A 23018-nucleotide genomic window follows, 5' to 3' on the forward strand; every position below is an offset into this window, starting at 1 on the left:
GCACCCTTCTCAGCTCTGGCCCGCGGACAACGAACTGGGCAGCCCGAACTTCGTGAACAAGCTGTCGTCGAGGAAGGCCACCACGTGGGAGACCTTGCCGCCCTGCACATCCAGAACGTGCAGCTGAAAGGGCACGTGCATGTCGCCGGTGCGCATGTACATCGCCGCGGCGAGCTGGCCGTTGGCGATCAGCGGCAGCATGCGCATGTCCCCGCTGCCCTCCGCCGGGCACTGCTGATGAATGAGAGTGACGATGTCGCCCGGACCCTGATACCAGCCGGTGTACGGCGGCATCTCCCAGATGGCCTCCGCGGTGAACAGGTCGACCAGCCGATCGATGTCGTAGGTTTCGAACGCGGCGATATAGCGCGCCAGCAGGTCCTGGGCCTCGGCCGAATCCGGCTGCACGAGCGGGTCTTCGGAGCTGGGCCCGGCGGACTCGAGCTGGGTGCGGGCCCGCTGCAGCAGGCTGTTGACGGCGGTGGTGGTGGTGCCGACCGCGTCGGCGACCTCGGCGGACCGCCATCCCAACACGTCGCGCAGCAGTAGCACCGCCCGCTGTCGGGGCGGGAGGTATTGCAGCGCAGCGACAAACGCCAACCGCACCGATTCCCGCGACCCGACGACGACCGACGGGTCGGCGGGATGCTCGGTCAGCTCCGGTAGCGGTTCCAGCCACGCCACCTCGCGTCGCTCCACCAGCTCGGCGTTCGGGTCCGAACTCGGGCCACCCAGGCCCACCGGCAACGGCCTGCGCTGGCGCCCCTCCAGCGCGGTCAGGCAGGTGTTGGTGGCGATGCGGTGCAGCCAGGTGCGTATCGAGGACTTGCCTTCGAAACGGTCGTACGCCTTCCAGGCCCGCAGCAGGGTCTCCTGCACCAGGTCCTCCGCGTCGTGCAGGGATCCGGTCATCCGGTAGCAGTGCGCCAGCAGTTCGCGCCGATACGGTTCGGCGTGCGCCGAGAAATCCGCGCGGGCCACCGGGTCACCTTCAGAGTTCTGCGCGAGAAGGCTCATCCGCATGAGCCTACGCAGTGTCTGCCAACACGTCCCGCATCAGCAGCCATTACGCTGCCCGTAATGACTAGGACCTCCGAGTGAACCGCACCGAACGCAGTTTCGACGGGTTCGGCGGCGTGCGCATCGTCTACGACGTCTGGACACCCGACACCGCACCGCGGGCGGTCCTGGTGCTGTCACACGGCCTCGGGGAGTACGCCCGCCGCTACGACCACGTCGCGAAGCGCTTCGGCGAGGCGGGCCTGGTCACGTATGCGCTGGACCATCGCGGGCACGGCCGCTCCGGCGGCAAGCGGGTGCTGGTGCGCGACATCCACGAGTACACCGCCGACTTCGACACCCTGGTCGGCATCGCCACCCGGGAACACCACGGCCTCAAGTGCATCGTGCTGGGACACAGCATGGGCGGCGGGATCGTCTTCGCCTACGGCGTCGAACGCCCGGACAACTACGACCTGATGGTGCTGTCGGGGCCCGCGGTGGCGGCCCAGGATCAGGTGTCGCCGCTGCTGGCGCTGGCCGCCAAGGTGCTCGGTGCGGTCGTGCCCGGGCTGCCGGCGCAAGAACTCGACGTCGACGCCATCTCCCGGGACCCTGCGGTGGTGGCCGCCTACAAAGACGATCCGCTGGTGTACCACGGCAAGGTGCCCGCCGGCATCGGCCGCGCGTTGCTGCAGGTCGGCGAGACCATGCCGCAGCGGGCACCGGCCCTGACGGCGCCGCTGCTGGTGGTGCACGGGGAGCAGGACCGGCTGATCTCCGTAGCGGGCAGCCGTCGCCTGGTCGAGTGTGTCGGGTCCACCGACGTCGAGTTGAAGATCTACCCGGGGCTTTACCACGAGGTTTTCAACGAGCCCGAGCGCGACCAGGTGCTCGACGACGTGGTCTCCTGGATCACCGCTCGGCTGTGAGGCGGGACGTGTCGGATCGCTTGAGTAGTTTGGCGCCATGACTTGCGTCGGCGACGATGCAGAGCGAAGCGATGAGGAGGAGCGGCGCCATGACTGACGACAAGATGCTGGCGCGCATCGCCGCACTGCTGCGTCAGGCCGAGGGCACCGACAACACCCACGAAGCCGACGCGTTCATGTCCGCCGCGCAGCGGCTCGCGACGGCCGCGGCCATCGACCTCGCGGTGGCGCGGTCGCATTCGGCCCAGCGGTCGGCGGCCCAGACGCCGACGCAGCGCACCATCACCATCGGGGCGGCGGGCGCCAAGGGGTTGCGCACGTACGTGCAGCTGTTCGTGCTGATCGCCGCGGCCAACGACGTGCGCTGCGACGTGGCCTCGAATTCGACGTTCGTGTATGCCTACGGGTTCGTCGAGGACATCGACGCCAGCCACGCCTTGTACGCCAGCCTGGTCGTCCAGATGGTCCGCGCGTCGGACGCCTATCTCGCGTCGGGCGCGCATCGTCCCACGCCGACGATCACCGCGCGGCTCAACTTTCAGCTGGCATTCGGCGCGCGCGTCGGCCAGCGGCTCACCGAGGCTCGCGACCAGGCGCGGCAGGAGGCCACTAACGACCGCCGCCGATCGCCGGGCACCGCTATCGCGTTGCGGGACAAGGAGATCGAACTGGTGGACTACTACCGCGATGCGTCGAAGGCGCGTGGCACCTGGCAGGCCAGCCGGGCGTCGGCCGGATATTCGTCGGCGGCGCGGCGCGCCGGCGACCGGGCCGGCAAGCGGGCGCGGCTCGGCAACAGCCCCGAACTCCCCGGGGCGCGGAGCGCGCTGAGCGGGTGACCGCGGGGAACTCCCCACGCCGGGATTCTCAACGCTCCAAGGTGTATGCGGCCGAGGAGTTCGTCCGGACGCTGTTCGACCGTGCCGCCCAGCACGGCTCGCAGGTGGTGGAGTTCTTCGGCACCCAGCTGACCCTGCCACCCGAGGGACGATTCGGATCGGTGTCCTCCGCGCAGCGCTACGTGGACGACGTGCTGGCTCTCCCGGCGGTGCGGCAACGCTGGCCGGATGTGTCGCCGCTGCGGGTGCGGGGACGGCGCGCCGCCAGCTCCGCGCACTACGAAAACTATGACGGCACAGGCGTTATCGCGGTTCCCGATCGGGACACCGCCGACTGGGCACTGCGCGAGCTGGTGATGCTGCACGAAGTGGCGCATCATTTGTGCCAGGCCGATCCGCCGCACGGCCCCGAGTTCGTTGCGACGATCTGTGAGCTGACGGAGCTGGTGATGGGACCGGAACTGGGGCACGTGCTGCGGGTGGTCTACGCCAAAGAGGGCGTTCGGTGAACCCCGCCGACCCCGACGCACGGGCGCGTGAGGTCGAAGCCCAAATGACCGACGACGAGCGGTTCGCGCTGCTGGTCTCGGTGATGGGGGCCGGGGACATGTGGCCGGTGCGCGACGAGCGCATCCCCGCCGACGCCCCGATGAGTGCGGGATACGTGCCGGGGGTTCCCCGTCTCGGTGTGCCCGCGTTGCTGATGAGCGACGCCGGGCTGGGCGTCACCAATCCCGGGTTCCGTGTTGGCGATACGGCCACCGCGCTGCCCGCCGGTCTGGCGCTGGCCGCCAGCTTCAATCCGTCGCTGGCCCGGGCCGCGGGCGAGGTGATCGGCCGCGAGGCGCGCAGCCGCGGGTTCAACGTGCAGCTCGCCGGCGGAATGAACCTGACCCGCGACCCGCGCAACGGCCGAAATTTCGAATACCTTTCCGAGGACCCGCTTTTGACCGCCACGATGGCCGCTGAGTCAGTCGACGGCATCCAGCGCCAGGGCGTCATCTCGACGGTCAAGCACTACTCGCTGAACTGCAACGAAACCAATCGCCACTTCCTGGACGCGGTCATCGATCCCGACGCGCACCGCGAATCCGATCTGCTGGCCTTCGAATTGGCGATCGAGCGCTCGCAGCCCGGCGCCGTGATGACTGCCTACAACAGGATCAACGGCGACTACGCCGCCGCGAACGCCGTCTTGATCAACGACGTGCTGAAAGGCGCGTGGGGGTACCGCGGCTGGGTCATGTCGGATTGGGGCGCCACGCCGAGCTGGAAGTGCGCGCCGGCCGGCCTCGATCAGGAGTGTGGGGCCCAGATCGACGCGCTGCTCTGGCAGGCCGAGTCCTTCGGTGCGCCGCTTCGCGACGCGTACGCCGACGGCGGGCTGACCGCGGAGCGCCTCTCGGACATGGTTCGCCGGATCCTGCGATCCATGTTCGCCGTCGGCATCGACCGCGGCGTCCCGGCACCGGCACCGGACCTGGCCTCGCACAACAAGATTGCGCTGGAGATAGCGCGGCAGGGAACGGTTTTGTTGAGCAACCGGGGCCTGTTGCCGCTGGCGCCCGGGTCGAGCCCACGCATCGCGGTCATCGGCGGGTACGCGCACGTGGGTGTGCCGGCCGGATACGGTTCGAGCACCGTCGTTCCGCCGGGCGGATACGCCGGCGTGGTGCCGATCGGCGGCTCGGGCCTGGAGGCCGGGATGCGCAATCTGTACCTGCTGCCGTCGAGTCCGCTGGAAGAGTTGCGAAAACTGCTCCCGCAGGCCCAGATCGAGTTCGATCCCGGCATCGGCCCGGCCGAGGCGGTGCGGGCGGCGCGCGCGGCCGACATCGCGATCGTGTTCGCGGTCCGCGCGGAGGGCGAGGGTTTCGACATCGCCGACCTCTCGCTGCCCTGGGGCCAGGACGAGCTGATCGCGGCGGTCGCGGCCGCCAACCCCAACACCGTGGTGGTGCTGCAGACCGGCAATCCGGTATCGATGCCGTGGCGCGACTCGGTGAATGCCGTTGTGCAGGCGTGGTTTCCGGGCCAAGGCGGCGCCCGGGCCATCGCGGAGATCCTCACCGGGGCGGTGAACCCCTCGGGCCGGCTGCCGATCACCTTTCCGGTCGACCTCGCCCAGACGCCGCGCCCGCAGCTGCCCGGCACCGGCGAACCATGGGGGACACCGACCACGATCGACTACGCCGAAGGAGCCGACGTCGGCTACCGCTGGTTCGCCCGGCGTGGCCATGAACCGATGTTCGCCTTCGGTCATGGGTTGTCCTACACCAGGTTTGACTACCATGACCTGGTGGTCAGCGGCGGAGAAACCATCAAGGCCAGTTTCGGCGTCCTCAACGTCGGCGACCGCCCCGGGGCCGACGTACCGCAGCTGTACCTGACGGCCGCCGCCGGTGAACCGTGTTTACGGCTGCTGGGATTCGAGCGGGTGGACCTCGCGCCGGGCGCGACCCAACGGGTGACCGTCGAGGCGGACCCGCGACTGCTGGCCCGCTATGACGGCAGCGCTAAGAGTTGGCGGATCCGCCCGGGTACCTATACGGCCGCGGTGGGCACGTCGGCGATCGCTTTACGGCTGGAAGCCGCGGTCGAGCTGACCGGTCGTACGTTCGGGCGATAAGTCACAGGGGCTACGCCCGAACGCACGACCGGCCCGGTGGGTTACTTGACGGGAACCAGCGCGTCGCCGCACGTGCAGCGGTACGGCTCACCCGAACCCGAGCAGTGGCAGGGGGCCTCGATGCGGACGCGACAGCCGCAGCCTTCGTGACCGCACGTCAGCTCGGTCCCGGCTTCATAAGTTGCCATTTGACTCACTCTTTTCCTGTTGTGGTGATTCTTGCGGTGTGGGTCGACCGCACCCTCACTATATACCCCCCACGGGTATACCGTAAACGGTCGCGACCGGTTCGATGCCGGCCCGGCCGTCCGTGCCAACGCCGCCGGGCGCGGCTAGCGTGGGCGCCATGACCGAGAACCCAACCCCCGAAGACGTCGACGCATTCTTGGACAGCACAGTGGTGGACGGCGACCCGTCGTTGACCGCGGCCCTCGAGGCCAGCGACGCGGCCGGGTTGCCGTCGATCGCGGTGTCGGTGCAGCAAGGAAAGTTCCTGAGCCTGCTGGCCGGTGCCATCGGTGCGCGCAGCATCCTCGAGCTCGGCACGCTGGGCGGTTTCAGCACCATCTGGCTGGCGCGCGGCGCCGGCCCGCAAGGACGAGTCGTGACGCTGGAATACGAGCCCAAGCACGCCGAGGTGGCGCGGGCCAATTTGGAGCGGGCCGGCCTCGCCGATCGGGTGGAGGTGATCGTCGGGGCCGCACTGGATACGCTGCCGACGGTGACCGGTCCGTTCGATCTGATCTTCATCGACGCCGACAAGGAGAACTACCCCGCGTACCTGGAGTGGGCGGTGCGACTGGCCCGCCCCGGCGCGGTCATCGTGGCGGACAACGTGATTCGGCAGGGACAGATCCTCGATCCGGAGTCCAACGCCCAAGCACAGGCGGTGCGCCAGACGCTGCAGGCGATGGGCGAGCACCCGCGGCTGGAGACCGCGGTGCTCCAGACGGTGGGCGCCAAGCGCTGGGACGGCTTCGCGTTCGCGTTGGTGCGGTAGGCCTCAGCGGGGGGCGAGGTCGGCGACGGCTTGCTCGGCGGAGGTGAGTTCGCCGATCCGCAAAGCTGTTTCGCCGGCGTACAGCGCTGCGCTGTCCAACCAGGAGTCGGGCACGCCGGCAACCGGCGCCAGCGGTGTGAAGAACGGGAGGGCGGGCGACTGCAGGCGCATCAGCGGTCCCGCGTCGAAATAGCCCAGCGCCGACAGCGGGCGGCTGGCCGCGTTCAGGGCGGCGGGCAACGCCTTGGCCTTACCGTCCTCGCCGCACCACCGGCGGGTGGCCGCGTTGGGCACGACGCGGTGGCGCAGCGGCCAGCTCAGGCCGAACAGGTTGGTTTCGATCGTCTTGTCCGCCCGCAGGATTCGCTGCTGGTACGCGTGGTTCGCGTTGGCCTCGTGGGTCAACAGGAATCGCGTGCCGGCCACGACACCGCTGACGCCCGCGTCGAGCGCGGCGCGGGTGTCGGCGCCGGTGGCGATGCCGCCGGCCACGAGCACCGGACGCCCGGCGGCCGCGGCCAGGGCGCGCGGCAAAAAGTCCAGCGCCGCCATGGTTCCCACCAGATGTCCGCCGGCCTCGCGTCCCTGGGCGATCAAACCGTCGGCACCGGCGGCGATCGCGGCACGCGCCTGCGCGTCGGTGCCCACCATCACGAAGACGAAGATCCCCGCATCGCGCAGGTGCTCGACGAGCCCCCGCTTTTCGCCGAACGCCACCACGACGACATCCACCCGCGCGTCGACGCAGACCGCGACGTGCCGGCGATGAACGAAGGGCATCAACAGGTTTACCGCGACCGCGCGGCCCGGCGCCTGATCGCGCACCCGCTCGATCGACTCGCGTAGCCGCTGGGGCGTGTCGATGCCCAGCGTGCCCAGGCCGCCCGCCCGGGCGACCGCGCCCGCCAGCGCCGCGCCCGCCAGTCCGCCGCCCATGCCGGCCTGCCCGACCGGAACATCGAGCCGCAGCCGGTCCGCGATATCCATGTCCTAAGACGCTACGCGGGTCGTCCATACGGCCACACCGGGCGGCCCTGCCGGGCACTGATTTTCGTTGCTGGTAACCGACGTGCGGGCGTAATGTTGACGGCAGATGGATGGGTGCGGCCACGCTCAAAAGGCTTGCCGCATAACAGAAAGGTCACAAAATGAGTACAGTCCATTCATCAATCGATCACCACCCCGATTTGTTGGCTCTGCGTGCGCGTTACGAGCGCGTGGCCGAGTCGATGAGCGCGCATGTCACGTTCGGGCTGGCCCTGCTGACGGGCCTGTACGTGGCCGCGTCGCCGTGGATCGTCGGATTCAGCGCCACGACATCGCTTGCCACGTCCGACCTGATCGTCGGGATCGCGGCGGCGTTCTTGGCCTACGGGTTCGCGACGACACTGGATCGCGCGCACGGCATGACCTGGACGCTGCCGGTGCTGGGCGTGTGGGTCATCGTCTCGACGTGGATCCTGCCGGGCGTCGTGATGACCGCCGGCATGACCTGGTCGAATGTCGTTGCGGGCGTGTTGTTGGCATTCCTGGGCTTCAACGCGACCTACTTCGGCATGCGCACCCGCGCGACGGACACCCACGCCTGATCGCGAACGCGGTTAGGCCGCAAGGCAGTTCGCCCGCCCCGGGCTGATCAGCGCGGCCCGGGACGGCGATCAGCCGCAGACCGCGCCGATGGCGGCCGAGCTGACCAGCTTCACGTACTTGGCCAGCACGCCGGTCTTGTAGCGCGGCTCCGGCGGGGTGAAATCCTTTCGCCGAGCCTCGAATTCGGCCGGATCGGTCAGCACGTCGAGCACTTGGTTGGCCACGTCCAGCCGGATGCGGTCGCCGTCACGCAGGAACGCGATCGGTCCGGCGTCGACCGCCTCGGGCGCGATGTGGCCGACGCACAGGCCGGTCGTCCCGCCGGAGAAGCGGCCGTCGGTCAGCAGCAGCACGTCCTTGCCCAGGCCGGCGCCCTTGATGGCGCCGGTGATGGCCAGCATTTCCCGCATGCCGGGGCCGCCCTTGGGTCCTTCGTAGCGGATCACCACCGCGTCGCCCTTGGTGATCGTGCCGTCTTCCAAAGCGTCCAGCGCGGCCCGCTCGCCGTCGAAAACCCTTGCGGTGCCCTCGAACACGTCGGAGTCGAACCCGGCCGACTTCACCACCGCGCCCTCGGGCGCCAGCGATCCGCGCAGGATGGTGATCCCGCCGGTCGGGTGAATGGGGTTGCTCAGCGCGCGCAGCACCTTGCCGTCCGGGTCGGGCGGGTCGATCGCGGCCAGGTTCTCGGCCACCGTCGCACCGGTCACCGTCAGGCAGTCGCCGCGCAGCAGCCCGGCATCCAGCAGCGCCTTCATCATCACCGGCACGCCGCCGATGTGGTCGACGTGGGACATGACGTGGCGGCCGAACGGCTTGACGTCGGCCAGGTGCGGGACCTTCGACCCGATCCGGCTGAAGTCGTCGAGCGACAGTTCGACGTCGGCCTCGTGGGCGATGGCCAGCAGGTGCAGCACCGCGTTGGTCGAGCCGCCGAACGCCATCACCACCGCGATCGCGTTCTCGAACGCCTCCTTGGTGAGGATGTCGCGGGCCGTGATCCCGCGCCGCAGCAGTTCGACGACGGCCGCACCGCTGCGCCGGGCGAACCCGTCGCGGCGGCGGTCGGTCGCCGGCGGCGCCGCGCTGCCCGGCAACGACATCCCGAGCGCCTCGGCGGCGCTGGCCATCGTGTTGGCCGTGTACATGCCGCCGCACGCGCCCTCACCGGGACAGATCGCGCGCTCGATGGCGTCGACGTCCTCGCGGGGCAGCAGCCCCCGGGCGCAGGCGCCCACCGCCTCGAACGCGTCGATGATGGTGACCTCGCGCTCGCTGCCGTCCGAGAGCTTGGCGACCCCGGGCAGGATCGAGCCGGCATAAAGGAACACCGAGGCCAGGTCCAGCCGCGCGGCGGCCATCAGCATCCCGGGCAGCGACTTGTCGCAGCCGGCCAGCAGCACCGAGCCGTCCAGGCGTTCGGCCTGCATCACCGTCTCGACGCTGTCGGCGATCACCTCGCGCGACACCAGCGAGAAGTGCATCCCCTCGTGGCCCATCGAGATGCCGTCGGACACCGAGATGGTGCCGAACTCCAGCGGGTAACCACCGGCCGAGAACACGCCCTCCTTGACCGCCTTGGCGAGCCGGTCCAGCGAGAGGTTGCACGGGGTGATCTCGTTCCAGGACGACGCGACGCCGATCTGCGGCTTGGCGAAGTCCTCGTCTCCCATGCCTACGGCCCGCAGCATGCCCCGGGCGGCGGCCTTCTCCAGGCCGTCGGTGACGTCACGACTACGCGGCTTGATGTCGGCGGTTCCGGCCGAATCGGTGGTGGGCATTGCTCAAGTATGCGCTGGCCAGTCGCGATGCCAATTTTCGGGGTAATACCCCGACGGGGTATAAGCTGGAGTTCGGCGTGATGCCGCTGCAGGGCGGTGAATTGGCAGGGGAGACAGATGACGAACGACCACGGGTACTCGCAGCAGAAGGACAACTACGCCAAGCGGCTGCGGCGCATCGAGGGCCAGGTGCGTGGCATCGCCCGGATGATCGAGGAGGACAAGTACTGCATCGACGTCCTCACCCAGGTCAGCGCCGTCAACAGCGCGTTGCGTTCGGTCGCCCTGAATTTGCTCGACGAACATCTGAGCCACTGCGTCACCCGCGCGGTTGCCGAGGGCGGCGACGATGCCGATGAGAAGCTCGCCGAAGCCTCCGCCGCGATCGCGCGCCTGGTTCGTTCCTGATTTCGTTCTTCATCGGTGACATAGTTGAGACCTGCATCCCGGCCCTGATTCCGGGGCAGGCGTAGTTGCGGTCCGTACGGTAAGGCAGTGTGATCGCATTAGGCGCGACAACCCAGGAAATGGGTGGTCCGGCCGATACAGACGCCATGACTGCCGAAACCAACGCTGCCGCGCGAACGTGGACTCCACGGATCGCGGCTCAGTTGGCTGTGCTGGCCGCCGCGGCCTTCACCTACGTCACCGCCGAGATTCTGCCGGTCGGCGCGCTGCCGGCCATCGCTCGCGACCTGCACGTCAGCCTGTTTGCGGTGGGAACGCTGTTGACCTGGTATGCCTTCGTGGCGGCCCTGACGACGTTTCCGCTGGTGCGCTGGACCGCGCATTGGCCGCGGCGCCGCACGCTCATGCTCAGCCTGACCTGCCTCACCGCCTCGCAGGTCATCTCGGCACTCGCGCCCAACTTCGCGGTGCTGGCCGCCGGGCGGGTGCTATGCGCGGTCACCCACGGCCTGCTGTGGGCGGTCATCGCGCCGATCGCGACGCGGCTGGTGCCGCCGACCCACGCCGGGCGCGCCACCATGTCGATCTACGTCGGCACCAGCCTCGCGCTGGTGGTGGGCAGCCCGCTGACCGCGGCGCTGAGCCTGATGTGGGGCTGGCGCCTGGCCGTCGTGTGCGTCACCGTCGCGGCCGCCGTCGTCACCCTCGCCGCCCGGGTGATGCTACCGGAGATGGTGCTCACCGAGGACCAGCTCGCCCACGTGGGTCCGAGGTCGCGACACCACCGCAACCCGCGGCTGATCCTGGTGAGCGTGCTGGCAATGATCGCGGTCACCGGCCACTTCGTGTCCTACACCTACATCGTCGAGCTGATCCGCAACGTCCTCGGCGTGCGGGGGCCGAACCTCGCCTTCGTGCTGGCGGCCTACGGGCTGGCCGGCCTGCTGTCGTTGCCTCTGGTGGCGCGGCCGCTGGACCACCGGCCCAAGGGCGCCATCATCCTGTGCATCACTGGGCTGATGTCGGCCTTCGTGGTGCTGACCGCGCTGGCGTTGGGCGGTAGGACGGGCGTGGCCACCGCGCTGATCGGGACCGCCGCCATCGTGCTGTGGGGGGCGATGGCCACCGCGGTCTCCCCGATGATGCAATCCGCCGCGATGCGCAACGGGGCCGACGACCCCGACGGCGCGTCGGGGCTCTACGTGACCGCCTTCCAGGTCGGCATCATGGCCGGCTCGCTGGCCGGCGGCCTGTTCTATGAGCGCAGCGTCACGATGATGCTGACCGCTTCGGCGGCCCTGATGGCCGTCGCGCTCATCGGCATCGTGGCCAACCGGCGGATGCTGGACGTAGCTCCGACAAGCTCACCCGATTCATAGCCGCCCAGGTCAGCCGGGTAATCGACGCCCTCTCGGGGACGCGGGCAACCGGCGGTGACGGTAGCTGGCGCGGTCCTTATGCGACACTGTGTCGAGAACACGAGTGGAGGTATGCATATGTCGGGCAGGACGAGGGCCGGTACCAAGAAGGGCCTCTTCGCCGCTCTGAACGCCGCCGGCTTGGCGTCCGTCCTGGGCTTGGTGCTGGTGCTGAGTGCGGCTCCCGCACTGGCGGATCCGGACCCGGCGCCCGCTGACCCGGGCGCGGTCGCGGCCCCGCCCGGACCGCCGCCGCCACCCGACCCGCGGCGCCCCCGCCGCCGGCTGACCCGCTCGCGGCCCCGCCGCCGCCCAACCCGCTGGCGCCGCCGCCATGGCTTCCCCCGGGTGCGCAACCCGCCGCGGCGGCCCCGGCCGATGGGCAGAACAACACGCCGTTCACCGGCACGGCCCCGTTCGGGCCCCCGTCGTTCGTCCCCAAGGGCGGCTCGACCGTGGGTGTGGCCCAGCCGATCATCATCAACTTCCCCGGAACGGTCGAGAACGCCGACGCGGCGATCGGCGCCGTGCACGTCTCGTCGGTCCCGCCGGTACCGGGCAAGTTCTACTGGATGACCCCGACCCAGCTGCGCTGGCGCCCAATCAATTTCTGGCCCGCACACACCGCGGTCACCGTCGACGCCGGCGGCACCGTGTCGACCTTCCAGACCGGCGACTCGCTGATCGCCACGGCCGACGACGCGAGTCATCAGCTGATCGTCAGCCGCAACGGCACCGTGGAGAAGACCTTCCCGATGTCGATGGGCATGACGTCGGGCAATCACCAGACCCCCAACGGCACCTATTACGTGCAGGACAAGAAGGCGTCGGTGGTGATGGACTCCTCCACCTACGGGGTGCCGGTCAATTCGACCTACGGCTACAAGGTGACGGTGGAGGACGCGGTCCGCTTCGACAACGTCGGCGACTACGTGCACAGCGCGCCGTGGTCGGTGGATGACCAGGGCAAGCGCGACGTCAGCCACGGGTGCATCAACATCAGCCCCTCCAACGCCAAGTGGTTCTTCGACAACTTCGGTCCGGGTGACCCGATCGTCGTGAAGAACTCCAGCGGTGGCAACTACAAGAAGAACGACGGATCCGCCGACTGGCTGAACTGACCCGCGTCAACCACGCAGAATCGCCCATTTCCGCTGGGAGATGGGCGATTTCGCTTCTGTGTGCCCGGCAAGGCGCATAGCAACCGTGCGATCCGCAAAAAAGGGGGGCTTTCGCTCGCCCGCGAATTATATATAGCATCATACATAACAGACGACACCTGAGGAGCTGCGATGCGTGGTCCACGCGAGCGGATGGTCGTTTCTGCCGCCCTGCTGATCCGGGAGCGCGGGGCGCGCGCCACCGCGATCTCCGATGTGCTCGAGCACAGCGGCGCGCCCCGCGGATCGGCCTACCACTACTTTCCCGGCGGGCGCACCCAGCTGCTCTGCGAGGCCGTCGACTACGCCGGCGAGCACGTCGCCGCCGTCATCACCGGCGCCGACGACGGCCTGCAACTGATGGACACGTTGATCGACAAGTACCGCCGCCAGCTCCTCGACAGCGACTTTCGCGCGGGCTGCCCCATCGTGGCCGTCTCCGTCGAAGCGGGCGAGCAGCACGACGCCGAACGCATGGTGATCGAACGCGCCGCGGCGGTCTTCGACCGATGGACGGACCTGATCGCCGCACGGTTCATCGCCGACGGCATTGCGCCGGAGCGGGCCCGCGAATTGGCGGTGTTGGCCACCACCTCGCTCGAGGGTGCGATCGTGCTCGCCCGAGTGCGACGCGACCTGATGCCCCTCGACGTCGTCCACCGCCAGCTGCGCGACCTGCTGTCGGCGGCGTCGTCTGGTCCAGGCACTCGGAAAGGAAACCCACATGACCGGTGAATGGCAATCCAGCGCGTGCATCCTGTGTGAATGCAATTGCGGCATCGTCGTCCAGGTCGACGACCGCCGGCTGACCCGCATCCGCGGTGACAAGGCCCATCCGGCCTCGCAGGGCTATACCTGCAACAAGGCGCTGCGGCTGGACCACTATCAGAACAGCGGCGCCCGACTGACCTCCCCGCTGCGCCGCCGCGCCGACGGCAGCTACGAGGAGATCGATTGGGACACGGCGATCGTCGAGATCGCTGAGGGCTTCAAGCACATTCGCGACAGCTACGGCGGCGACAAGATCTTCTACTACGGCGGCGGCGGGCAGGGCAACCACCTGGGCGGGGCGTACAGCGGCGCCTTCTTGAAGGCGTTGGGCTCGCGCTACCGCTCAAATGCGCTGGCGCAGGAGAAAACCGGTGAGGCCTGGATCGACGGGCAGCTCTACGGTGGCCACACCAGGGGTGAATTCGAGCACGCCGAGGTCGCGGTGTTCGTCGGGAAGAACCCGTGGATGTCGCAGAGCTTTCCGCGAGCCCGGGTGGTGCTCAACGAGATCGCCAAGGATCCGGCCCGCTCGATGATCGTCATCGATCCGGTGGTCACCGACACCGCCAAGATGTCCGACTTCCACCTGCGGGTGCGACCCGGCACCGACGCATGGTGCCTGGCCGCACTGGCCGCCATTCTCGTCCAGGAAAACCTGTGCAACGAAACATTTCTCGGCGAACATGTGCGCGGCGCGGATGCCGTGCGCGCCGCGCTGCGCGACGTTCCGGTGGCCGACTACGCCCAGCATTGCGGAGTCGACCAGGAGCTGCTGCGCGCCGCGGCGCGGCGCATCGGCACGGCCGCCAGCGTCTCGGTGTTCGAGGACCTCGGCGTGCAGCAGGCACCCAACAGCACGCTGTGCTCGTATCTGAACAAGCTGCTGTGGATTTTCACCGGCAACTTCGCGAAAAAAGGCGGCCAGCACCTACATTCGTCGTTCGCTCCACTGTTCGGCCAGTTCTCCGGGCGCACACCGGTCACCGGCGCCCCGATCATTTCCGGGCTGGTGCCCAGCAATGTGGTGCCCGAGGAAATCCTGACCGACCACCCGGACCGGTTCCGGGCCATGATCGTGGAAAGCAGCAACCCCGCACACTCGCTGGCCAACTCGGCCGCCTGCCGCGAGGCTTTTCAAGCCCTGGAACTGATGGTGGTCATCGACGTCGCGATGACCGAGACCGCCAGGCTCGCGCACTATGTGCTGCCCGCCGCGTCCCAATTCGAGAAGCCCGAAGCCACCTTCTTCAACCTGGAATTCCCGCACAACACCTTCCATTTGCGCCGTGCATTGATGGAGCCCCTGCCGGGAACCCTGGCCGAGCCCGAAATCTGGGCACGCCTGGTGCGGGCGCTCGGCGTGCTGGACGACGCAGATTTGCGGCCACTGCACGAAGCCGCACGAAACGGTCGGCAGGCTTACACCGAGGCGTTCCTTAGTGCCATAGCTAATCCGACTGTGGCGCAACTACTTCCGTACGTGCTCTACGAAACGCTCGGGCCGACCCTGCCGGACGGGTTACGCGGTGCGGCCGCCCTGTGGGGCCTTGCCCAAAAGACCGCCATGAGTTATCCGGATGCGGTGCGGCGCGCCGGGCACGCCGATGGCAACGCCCTGTTCGACGCGATACTGGACACCCCGTCGGGAGTGACGTTCACCGTGCACAACTACGAGGACGACTTCGCGCTGATCAGTCACTCCGACCACAAGATCGCGCTGGAAATCCCGTCGATGCTCGACGAATTGAAGACGCTGTCCCGGATTCCACCCCAGCTCACCACGCCGGAGTTCCCGATCGTGCTGTCGGTGGGGGAGCGGCGCGCCTACACCGCCAACGACATCTTCCGCGACCCGACGTGGCGCAAACGCGATGCCGAGGGCGCGCTGCGGATCAGCGTCGAGGATGCCCAGAACCTCGGACTCGCCGCGGGCGACCGGGCGCGCATCAGCACCGCGGCCGGCAGCGCCGAGGCCACCATCGAGATCACCGAGACGATGATGGCCGGGCACGCCGCCCTGCCCAACGGTTTTGGGCTCGATTACGTAGACGACGAGGGACGCACCGTCACCCCCGGCGTCGCGCCGAACGTGCTCACCTCGACCGAGTGGCGCGATCCTTACGCCGGCACGCCGTGGCACAAGCACGTGCCCGCGCGGATCGAGCCCGCCCCCTTGCCCACCGGCGTCAGTTCCAGATCTTGACGCGCCTGGCCGGCTCCAAGAACAGCGCACCGGAGTCGGCGCCGTCGAAGGCGTCGTAGAACGCGTCCATGTTGCGCAGCACGCCGTTGCAACGGAACTCCGGCGGCGAGTGCGGATCCACCGCCAGGCGCCGGATCGCCTCCGCGTCACGGGATTTGGTGCGCCACACCTGGGCCCAGCCGTAGAACACGCGCTGCACGCCGGTGAGGCCGTCGATCACCGGCGCGGGCTGGCCGTTCAGCGACAACTGGTACGCCAGCAGCGCGATCGACAACCCACCCAGGTCGCCGATGTTCTCCCCGACGGTGAATGCGCCGTTGACGTGGTGGCCGGCCAGGCCGCGCGGCGTGTAGCTGTCGTACTGCTCGATGAGCGCCCTCGTGCGGGCGCCGAATTCGGTCCGGTCGGCGTCGGTCCACCAGTCGACCAGGTTGCCGTCGCCGTCGTACTTGGCGCCCTGGTCATCGAAGCCGTGGCCGATCTCGTGCCCGATCACCGCCCCGATGCCGCCGTAGTTGGCCGCGTCATCGGCCTCGGCGTCGAAGAACGGCGGCTGCAAAATCGCTGCCGGGAACACGATTTCGTTCATCCCCGGGTTGTAGTAGGCGTTGACCGTCTGCGGCGTCATGAACCACTCGTCTTTGTCCACCGGCCCGCCGAGCTTGGCCAGCTCACGGTCGTGGTTGACCGCGTAGCCGCGCTGATAGTTCCCGTACAGGTCGTCGCGGTCGATCACCAGCGAGGAGTAGTCACGCCACTTGGCCGGGTAGCCGACCTTGGCGGTGAACTTCTCCAGCTTGGTCAGCGCCCGCTCCCGGGTCTGCGGTGTCATCCAGTCCAGGTCGCTGATGCTCAACCGGTACGCCGCCCGCAGGTTCGCGACCAACTCGTCGATGCGGGCCTTCGCCCCGGGAGGGAAATGCCGCTGCACATACAGCTTTCCGACGGCGTCGCCCATCAGGTTCTCCACCAGCGACACCGCGCGCTTCCACCGGTCCCGGATCTGCTCGGTGCCGGTCAGCCGCCGGCCGTAGAAGTCGAAGTCCGCGGACACCAGCTCGTCGGTCAGCCAGGCGGCCCGCGCGCGGATCAGCCGCCACCGCGCCCAGCTCTTCCACACCTCGAGGTCCTCGCCGCGCCACAGCTCGGCGAAGGTGCGCAGGTAATCGGGTTGGCGCACAATCACTTCCGCGAGCGCATCGGGGTTCGCGCCGAATGCGCCGGCCCAGCCGGCCCAGTCGAAGCCCACCGACTCGTCGCGAAGCTCGGCGAACGTGCGCAGGTTGTAGGTGAGGTCGGCGTCGCGGCGCTTGACCACATCCCAGTGCGCCTCGGCCAGCCTGGTCTCCAGCGCGACGATGCGGTCGGCGGTCTGGACGTGCTCGGCCGGGTCCCCGCCGAACACCAGACCGAACATCCGCGCGATGTGCGCGGGGTAGGCCTCCAGCACCTCGGCGTGCCGCTCCTCGCGGTAGTAGGACTCGTCGGGCAGCCCGAGGCCGGACTGGGTGAAGTGCACCAGGTAGCGGGCCGAGTTCTTGGCGTCGGTGTCCACGTACACCCCGACGCCGCCGCCCGCGCCCGTGCGCTGCAGGGCGCCGAGGGCGCGGGCCAGCGCGTCGGCGTCGGCGGCGCCGTCGATCACGGTCATCTCGTCCAGCAGCGGCCGCACGCCGCGGCGCTGCACGGTGTCCTCGTCGAGGAAGCTCGCGTACAGGTCGCCGATGCGCTGCGCGTCGTCGTCCGCGACGGCCGAACCCTGCTGGCTGGCCTCCACGATCAGGTCGCGCACCTGTTCTTCGGCGCGGTCATACAGCTGGCGGAAGGCGCCGTCGGTGGCCCGGTCCGCCGGTATCTCGTATTCGTCCAACCAGCGACCGTTGACGTGACCGAACAGGTCGTCTTGGGGGCGGATACTTTCGTTGACAAAGCTCAGGTCGATGCCCGAGCGGATGGCCGTATTCGTCACCCCGCCATCCTTCCATCTTTCCCGGGTGCAACGATCGGGCCATGTCCGAGGGCGAGCGAACCGAGCCACCTGCCGAAGAAGATTCCGTTGCCGTCGCCCCCGACGACAACTCGACCGACGACGACTCGAATGACGTCGACAAAGACGAATCCGACAGGGCCGAAGTCTTTTCCCATTACGGCATCGCCTCGGCTGTGCTCGGTGTGCTGTCGGTGGCCGCGGTGGTGCTCGGCTTCATCATCTGGTCCGACCATCGCGACCAGGTCGCCGAGCGCGGCTACCTGAGCCGCGCCATGCAGACCGCCGCGGACTGGGCGAACGTGTTGATCAACATGAACAGCGGCAACGTCGACGCCAGCCTGCAGCGGCTGCACGACGGGACGGTCGGCGAGCTCAACACCGACTTCGACGCCGCCGTGCAGCCGTACAAGGCGGTCGTGGAGAAGCTGCAGTCCAAGAGCGCCGGGCGGATCGAGGCGGTGGCGATCGAAACCGTGCACCACGACCTGGACACCCAGCCCGGCGTCTCGAGGCCGGTGGTCACCACCAAGCTGCCGCCGTTCGCGAGCCGAACCGACTCGGTGATGGTGGTCGCCACCTCGGTCAGCGAAAACGTCGGGGCCAAGCCGCAAACCGTGCACTGGAACCTGCGGCTGGACGTCTCCGACGTGGACGGCAAGCAGATGATCTCCGGACTGGGGTCGATCCGATGAGGAACATCTGGCGGCTGTTCGCCTTCGACATCCTGGCCCCGCTGGCCGCGATCGCGGCCCTGCTGGCCATCGGGCTGGTGCTGGGCTGGCCGCTGTGGTGGGTGTCGGCGTGCTCGGTGCTGATCCTGCTGATCGTGGAAGGCGTGGTGATCAATTTCTGGCTGCTGCGCCGCGATTCGGTCAGCCTCGGCACCGACGACGACGCCCCGGGGCTGCGGTTGGCGGTCGTGTTGCTGTGCACGGCGGTCCTGGCCGCGGCGGTGGCGACGGGCTACACGCACTGGACGAGGGCGGACAACGACTTCACCAACGACTCGCGCCAGGTCGTCGCGATCGCGACCGGCATGGCGGAGGCGATGGCGTCCTTCAGCCCCACCGCTCCGTCCGGCTCCATCGACCGGGCCACGGCGATGATCGTCCCGGAGCACGCGGCCGCGTTCAAGGAGCAGTACAGCAAGTCCAGCGCCGACCTGGCCCAGCACAACGTCACGGCGCAGGCCACCACGGTGTCGGCCGGGGTGGAGGCCCTCGGGCCGTCGGCGGCCAGTGTGGCAGTGATCCTGCGGGTCACCCAGAACACCCCGGGACAGCCGCCCAGTCGGGCGGCGCCGGCGCTGCGGGTGACGCTGACCAAGCGGGGCAGCGACTGGCTGATCGCCGATGTGCTGCCGGTCAGGTAGCTCTGATCAGTTGGCTTCGGCGGACCGGGCGGACTTCACCTTGACGAACCGGTCCGACAGCCGCCGGATCCTGATCATCAGCGCGGCCGTCGGGCTGGTGCTGCCGTCGAGGTAGCCGCCCAGCTCCTCGGACGTGACCCCGATGCGGGACGCGAACTCCTGCGGGGCCAGACCCGACCGGTCGATCAGGAGCCGCACGTGGCGCGCCACCTCGGCGCGCTCGTTGGCCTCCAGGTGGGCGCGGGCCCGCTCGAGCACCTCCCACAGCGCCTTGGCGATGCCGTACGGCCGGGTGCCTTCGAGGACCTCTTCGACCTGGCGGGCGGTCCGCCCGTACGGGTCGCGCTTCAGCGCGCCGGCGATGCGCTTCCAGGTCGCGATGTCACCACCCTGCAGGGCGGACCGGATGGCCGCGGTCGGCCAGAACTCCACCGGCTGGTCGGGGTCCTGGAAGGACCCGGACGATCCATTGCCGCCGGGACGCTGTTCGGGGCCCGGCCGGTGGGGCGGCGGTGCGGGGCGTCGGTCGGGTGCCAACGTCACCTCGCCTCCTCCAGCATCGCTACGGCCACGGCCAGGCAGCGTTGCCTGATTTCCTCCCAGTCCGCGCTGGCGTCGGCTTCCGATCCCTGGTCTTCCGGGTAATCGCAAGGGTCGGGATCTGCGAGTCGACGGACCAACTGGGTGGCAATCCACTGCCGCCTGGATGATTTACAACAGTAGTACCTGTCCATTCCGGCCAGCACCACCGCGGCGGTCTCGGGCTCCAACGAATCGACCATGTCTGCAAAATCGGCATAGTCGCGCCGACTGTTACGGCACATGATCAGGTAGCCCTTGAGCCGCAGGGTTTCCGCGCCGGTCGGCACCAGCAGCCGGTCGCCGGTGGGCAGCTGCACGTTGGTGGTCTCCACCGGGCTGCGCCGCTCGTATCTCGGTCCGTCGCCGGCGGTCACGGTGTCCGGGTCCGTCTGAAGCGCGTCGATCGCGACCGACAGGCGCCCCCGCCACAGCGTCACCGGGTGAACCGGCCGGTCCGCTCCGGCGATGGCCTTCGCGATGCCGTTGCGCGAGGTCAGGCCGCCGACCAGCTTCTTGGCCGCCAGGGAGCCGTTGGTGTGGCCGTTGGTGCCGGGCTTCTTGTCGGCGGCGCCCACGCCGACGCTGACCTTCTCCTCGCTGAGGGCGACCTGGTGGGGGATCTGCGCGGGACCCAGGCCGCGGGCCTGGTCCTCGTCCGGGCCCGGCGCCTGCGCGGCGTTGCGGCCACAGCCGGTGAAGGCGAGCGGATCGGTGACGCAGATGGCGTCGGGCGCCAGGTGCTTGAGCTTCGCGGCGGACTTGAGCACCATCCGCAGGTCGGCATTGGGCGCCACCAGCGCCGAGATGTCGTCGGGGATGACGACCACGTCGCCGAGGTCGACCTCGGGCAGTGGCCGGTCGAAGTCGACCGACGGCAGCACCCGGGAAAGCCACGGCGGCAGCCACCAGTTCCACTGGGCGAACATCGCCATCAGCGCCGGCACCATCACCAGCCGCACCACGGTGGCGTCCACCGCGATCGCGACCGCGCACGCCACGCCGATCTCGGCCACCAGCGGCATGCCGGCGAAAGCGAAGCCGATGAACACCGCGATCATGATCAGCGCGGCGCTGGTGATGGTGCGGGCGCTGGTACTCACGCCGTAGGCCACCGCGTCGCGGGTGTTACCGGAATGCAGGAAGCGCTCCCGGATGCGGGTGAGCAGGAAGATCTCGTAGTCCATCGACAACCCGAAGGTCATCGCGAGCACCAGCGGCGGAACGGTGCTGTCGATCGAGCTGATCTGGGCGAAGCCGAGATCCTTCAGCCACCCCCACTGGAACACCATCACCAGGCTGCCGTAGGCGGCGGCGACCGACAGCAGCGTCATCAGGACGCCCTTGAGCGCCAGGAAGACCGAGTGGACCGAGACCAGCAGCATCACGAACGCGATTGCCGCGACGATAGCCAGCACCAGCGGCTCGGTCGTCGACACCTGGTCGTCGAAGTCCTTGATCAGCGCGGTCGGGCCGCCGACGTCGACGCGCGCCGTGCCCGCCTCGGGCACCTTGGGCAGCTGCGCGCGCATCCAGCCGACGGTCTCGCGGGCCTTCATGTCCTCGGGGTCCACCGACAGCACCGCCGACAGCAGCGCGCTGCCGTTGTCCTCGGCGAACTGGGGCGGCGACACCGAGACGATGTTGGGTGCCTGCGACATCCGCTGGCGGATGGCGCCGACGGTGTGGCTGTGTTCGGGGGAGGCCGCGCCGCCGTCGGGGAAGTTGATCAGCACCCGGATGGGGCCCAGCGCGCCGGGGCCGAGGGCCTGGGCGGCGGCGCCCACCCCGGCGCGGATTTCGTGCGACGAGTCGAACTGGCGCAGCAAACTGTTGCCCAGCACCATCGACGCCGCCGGCGCGGCCATCACGAGCAGCACCAGCGATGCCGCCAGCGCGGACACCCACGGCCGGCGCATCACCCAGCCGATCCAGCGGTTCCAGAACCGGGACTGGGTGCTTTCGGGCCGCCGCGACCAGTGCAGGAAGCCCGACCGCTTGGCGGCCGCACGCCCGAACGTCGCCAGCGCCGCCGGCGTCAACGTCGTCGAGGTCAGCATGGCCACCGCGACGGCCAGGATGGCGCCGGTGGCCATCGACTTCAGCGCAGGGGTGTTGATCACGTAGATCCCGGTGAGGGAGGCGATCACCGTCATGCCGGACAGCACCACGGCGAGCCCGGAGGTGGCCATGGCGGCGTCGACGGCTTCGCGGGGCTGGCGCCCCGTGCGCAGCTCCTCCCGGAACCGCATCAGGATGAACAGTGAGTAGTCGACGGCCAGCGCGATCCCGAACATGGACACCGTCGAGGTGACGAACACCGACATGGTGGTGTAGGCGGACAGCAGATAGACCAGGCCCATGGTGACCACGACCGTGCAGATGCCCAGGGCCAGCGGGATGGCCGCGGCGGCCAGCGAACCGAACACCGCGAGCAGCACGATCAGGATGACCGGCAGGTTCCACTTCTCGGCGGCGGCGATGTCGTGCTTGGTGTTGGCCGCGGCGGCGGCGGACAGCGCGCCCTGTCCGATGACGTAGAGCCGCACGCGGCCGTTCGCGGTCTGGCCGGGCTGGTCGCCCTTGATGCCGACCTTGGTGCGGAGCTGCTTGGCGACGTCGCTGGTGTTGCGGGAATCCAGCCGCACCGACAGCACGTAGGGCCGGTCAGGCTGCGGGGGCCGCTGGGTGGGGTTGGGGATCTCGGTGGTGCCGGGGATGCCGGTGGCGATCTCTCGCAGCTGCGCGACGGCATCGTTTATGTCCTGGTAGCTGGCATCGGGGCGGGGCGCGGCCACCAGCGCCAGCGACGAACCACCCTGGTCGTGGTAGAGATCCTCGAGCTGATCGTGCACCGCCAGCGACTGCGAGCCGGCCACGTCGAAGCCACCGCCGGTCAGGTTGCCCGACTGCGTCAGCGCCAGGTAGACCGCCGGAACCAATGCCAGCAACCAGCCCGTGAAGACCAACCAGCGGTACTTACGCAGGCTGCGGCTGAGGCGCATCATTAACTGCTGGATTTTGTCGCTCCCCGCTTCTCGCTAACGCGTGTTGGCGACGATACCGCAGCAGCCTGTGGATTATGTGGGCTTATCTAGTTCCTGAGCTGCGGCGACGGCGTTGTTGCCAAGACGCTGCGAAGACGTTGTGAACCGGTGACCAAGCGGGATTTCGATCACATATCCCATCCCGGCCTCCGTTCGGACTGGCAGGGGTGATATCGGCGGTGGCAGGATGTCGGATGGCCCGCGAGGCCCCCGGGGGATTCGGGGACGTCTTCGTTGCGTGGGGCCGTCTCATCGCAGTCGTTTGCGACGCGCCGATTCGGCGGTCCGTCGCAAACTCCT

The 23018-nt window shown here is 68.9% G+C and carries 18 protein-coding genes and 2 pseudogenes; 13 read left to right on the forward strand and 7 right to left on the reverse strand.

Annotated features, from left to right (window positions below; all coding sequences use genetic code 11):
- Window positions 1-9: 9 nt before the first annotated feature.
- Window positions 10-1144: pseudogene (locus tag A5760_RS03000) on the reverse strand (sigma-70 family RNA polymerase sigma factor).
- On the opposite strand from A5760_RS03000, the gene A5760_RS03005 reads away from it, so the two are divergent.
- From A5760_RS03005 to A5760_RS03020, 4 genes are all read left to right on the forward strand, one after another.
- Window positions 1137-1931: an alpha/beta hydrolase gene (locus A5760_RS03005; protein ID WP_231122532.1), complete on the forward strand. Its 795-nt coding sequence runs from the start codon at window positions 1137-1139 to the stop codon at window positions 1929-1931. The pseudogene A5760_RS03000 and the gene A5760_RS03005 sit on opposite strands and share 8 nt — an antisense overlap.
- 89 nt (window positions 1932-2020) lie before the next feature.
- The gene (locus A5760_RS03010; RefSeq protein WP_064877628.1) at window positions 2021-2770 is read left to right on the forward strand and encodes a DUF2786 domain-containing protein; all 750 of its coding nucleotides are present in this window, start codon (window positions 2021-2023) and stop codon (window positions 2768-2770) included.
- Window positions 2767-3279 carry a TIGR04338 family metallohydrolase gene (locus A5760_RS03015; RefSeq protein WP_064877629.1) on the forward strand — a complete coding sequence of 171 codons (513 nt, stop codon included), beginning with the start codon at window positions 2767-2769 and terminating at the stop codon, window positions 3277-3279. The genes A5760_RS03010 and A5760_RS03015 overlap by 4 nt, the downstream gene beginning before the upstream one ends.
- A gap of 44 nt (window positions 3280-3323) precedes the next feature.
- A complete protein-coding gene (locus tag A5760_RS03020) occupies window positions 3324-5399 on the forward strand; it encodes a beta-glucosidase (RefSeq protein ID WP_064877770.1) in 2076 nt (691 codons plus the stop codon).
- A gap of 41 nt (window positions 5400-5440) precedes the next feature.
- On the opposite strand, the gene A5760_RS25935 is transcribed toward A5760_RS03020, so the two are convergent.
- Entirely contained in the window at window positions 5441-5587 is a 147-nt protein-coding gene (locus A5760_RS25935) for a metallothionein (protein ID WP_082279316.1), read from the reverse strand.
- Between the two features lie 158 nt (window positions 5588-5745).
- On the opposite strand from A5760_RS25935, the gene A5760_RS03025 reads away from it, so the two are divergent.
- Complete coding sequence (locus tag A5760_RS03025; protein WP_064877630.1) at window positions 5746-6399, forward strand: O-methyltransferase; 654 nt, start codon at window positions 5746-5748, stop codon at window positions 6397-6399.
- Between the two features lie 3 nt (window positions 6400-6402).
- On the opposite strand, the gene A5760_RS03030 is transcribed toward A5760_RS03025, so the two are convergent.
- Entirely contained in the window at window positions 6403-7386 is a 984-nt protein-coding gene (locus A5760_RS03030; RefSeq protein ID WP_064877631.1) for a nitronate monooxygenase, read from the reverse strand.
- Window positions 7387-7547: 161 nt separating this feature from the next.
- On the opposite strand from A5760_RS03030, the gene A5760_RS03035 reads away from it, so the two are divergent.
- Window positions 7548-7988, forward strand: coding sequence for an SPW repeat protein (locus A5760_RS03035; RefSeq protein ID WP_064877632.1), 441 nt, complete (start codon window positions 7548-7550; stop codon window positions 7986-7988).
- A 69-nt stretch (window positions 7989-8057) separates the two neighbouring features.
- On the opposite strand, the gene ilvD is transcribed toward A5760_RS03035, so the two are convergent.
- Window positions 8058-9770, reverse strand: coding sequence for a dihydroxy-acid dehydratase (gene ilvD, locus A5760_RS03040; protein ID WP_064877633.1), 1713 nt, complete (start codon window positions 9768-9770; stop codon window positions 8058-8060).
- A gap of 117 nt (window positions 9771-9887) precedes the next feature.
- Between ilvD and A5760_RS03045 the strand changes: the two genes are divergently transcribed.
- The 5 genes and pseudogenes from A5760_RS03045 (at window position 9888) to A5760_RS03065 (ending at window position 15730) form a co-directional block, all read left to right on the forward strand.
- Entirely contained in the window at window positions 9888-10178 is a 291-nt protein-coding gene (locus A5760_RS03045; protein ID WP_064877634.1) for a metal-sensitive transcriptional regulator, read from the forward strand.
- A 146-nt stretch (window positions 10179-10324) separates the two neighbouring features.
- Window positions 10325-11557: an MFS transporter gene (locus A5760_RS03050; RefSeq protein WP_064877772.1), complete on the forward strand. Its 1233-nt coding sequence runs from the start codon at window positions 10325-10327 to the stop codon at window positions 11555-11557.
- 117 nt (window positions 11558-11674) lie between these two features.
- Window positions 11675-12717, forward strand: a pseudogene (locus A5760_RS03055) (L,D-transpeptidase).
- 171 nt (window positions 12718-12888) lie between these two features.
- Entirely contained in the window at window positions 12889-13491 is a 603-nt protein-coding gene (locus A5760_RS03060) for a TetR/AcrR family transcriptional regulator (RefSeq protein ID WP_064877635.1), read from the forward strand.
- A complete protein-coding gene (locus tag A5760_RS03065; RefSeq protein WP_064877636.1) occupies window positions 13481-15730 on the forward strand; it encodes a molybdopterin oxidoreductase family protein in 2250 nt (749 codons plus the stop codon). Before A5760_RS03060 ends, A5760_RS03065 begins: the two co-directional genes overlap by 11 nt.
- Here A5760_RS03065 and A5760_RS03070 read toward each other — a convergent pair.
- On the reverse strand, window positions 15714-17699 hold the full coding sequence (locus A5760_RS03070) for a M13 family metallopeptidase (RefSeq protein ID WP_064877637.1): 1986 nt from the start codon (window positions 17697-17699) through the stop codon (window positions 15714-15716). The two genes, A5760_RS03065 and A5760_RS03070, sit on opposite strands and share 17 nt — an antisense overlap.
- Window positions 17700-17740: 41 nt before the next feature.
- Between A5760_RS03070 and A5760_RS03075 the strand changes: the two genes are divergently transcribed.
- Together A5760_RS03075 and A5760_RS03080 are read left to right on the forward strand one after the other, a co-directional pair.
- Complete coding sequence (locus A5760_RS03075) at window positions 17741-18412, forward strand: hypothetical protein (RefSeq protein WP_064877638.1); 672 nt, start codon at window positions 17741-17743, stop codon at window positions 18410-18412.
- Window positions 18409-19092 carry a hypothetical protein gene (locus tag A5760_RS03080; protein ID WP_064877639.1) on the forward strand — a complete coding sequence of 228 codons (684 nt, stop codon included), beginning with the start codon at window positions 18409-18411 and terminating at the stop codon, window positions 19090-19092. The genes A5760_RS03075 and A5760_RS03080 overlap by 4 nt, the downstream gene beginning before the upstream one ends.
- A 6-nt stretch (window positions 19093-19098) precedes the next feature.
- Here the strand turns inward: A5760_RS03080 and A5760_RS03085 are convergent, their stop codons facing one another.
- Together A5760_RS03085 and A5760_RS03090 are read right to left on the reverse strand one after the other, a co-directional pair.
- The gene (locus tag A5760_RS03085; RefSeq protein ID WP_064877640.1) at window positions 19099-19635 is read right to left on the reverse strand and encodes a hypothetical protein; all 537 of its coding nucleotides are present in this window, start codon (window positions 19633-19635) and stop codon (window positions 19099-19101) included.
- On the reverse strand, window positions 19632-22679 hold the full coding sequence (locus A5760_RS03090) for an MMPL family transporter (protein ID WP_064877641.1): 3048 nt from the start codon (window positions 22677-22679) through the stop codon (window positions 19632-19634). The genes A5760_RS03085 and A5760_RS03090 overlap by 4 nt, the downstream gene beginning before the upstream one ends.
- Window positions 22680-23018 lie beyond the last annotated feature (339 nt).

It is taken from the genome of Mycobacterium colombiense (genome assembly GCF_001665835.1).
In the GTDB taxonomy this organism is placed as follows: domain Bacteria; phylum Actinomycetota; class Actinomycetes; order Mycobacteriales; family Mycobacteriaceae; genus Mycobacterium; species Mycobacterium colombiense_A.

Excerpts from the sequence above, each read along its gene's own strand:
- A5760_RS25935 (WP_082279316.1), bottom strand. The coding sequence starts at position 5,587 with ATGGCAACTTATGAAGCCGGGACCGAGCTGACGTGCGGTCACGAAGGC.
- A5760_RS03010 (WP_064877628.1), top strand. The coding sequence starts at position 2,021 with ATGACTGACGACAAGATGCTGGCGCGCATCGCCGCACTGCTGCGTCAG.
- ilvD (WP_064877633.1), bottom strand. The coding sequence starts at position 9,770 with ATGCCCACCACCGATTCGGCCGGAACCGCCGACATCAAGCCGCGTAGT.
- A5760_RS03090 (WP_064877641.1), bottom strand. The coding sequence starts at position 22,679 with ATGATGCGCCTCAGCCGCAGCCTGCGTAAGTACCGCTGGTTGGTCTTC.
- A5760_RS03050 (WP_064877772.1), top strand. The coding sequence starts at position 10,325 with ATGACTGCCGAAACCAACGCTGCCGCGCGAACGTGGACTCCACGGATC.
- A5760_RS03035 (WP_064877632.1), top strand. The coding sequence starts at position 7,548 with ATGAGTACAGTCCATTCATCAATCGATCACCACCCCGATTTGTTGGCT.
- A5760_RS03065 (WP_064877636.1), top strand. The coding sequence starts at position 13,481 with ATGACCGGTGAATGGCAATCCAGCGCGTGCATCCTGTGTGAATGCAAT.
- A5760_RS03045 (WP_064877634.1), top strand. The coding sequence starts at position 9,888 with ATGACGAACGACCACGGGTACTCGCAGCAGAAGGACAACTACGCCAAG.
- A5760_RS03025 (WP_064877630.1), top strand. The coding sequence starts at position 5,746 with ATGACCGAGAACCCAACCCCCGAAGACGTCGACGCATTCTTGGACAGC.
- A5760_RS03020 (WP_064877770.1), top strand. The coding sequence starts at position 3,324 with ATGACCGACGACGAGCGGTTCGCGCTGCTGGTCTCGGTGATGGGGGCC.
- A5760_RS03080 (WP_064877639.1), top strand. The coding sequence starts at position 18,409 with ATGAGGAACATCTGGCGGCTGTTCGCCTTCGACATCCTGGCCCCGCTG.
- A5760_RS03075 (WP_064877638.1), top strand. The coding sequence starts at position 17,741 with ATGTCCGAGGGCGAGCGAACCGAGCCACCTGCCGAAGAAGATTCCGTT.
- A5760_RS03030 (WP_064877631.1), bottom strand. The coding sequence starts at position 7,386 with ATGGATATCGCGGACCGGCTGCGGCTCGATGTTCCGGTCGGGCAGGCC.
- A5760_RS03060 (WP_064877635.1), top strand. The coding sequence starts at position 12,889 with ATGCGTGGTCCACGCGAGCGGATGGTCGTTTCTGCCGCCCTGCTGATC.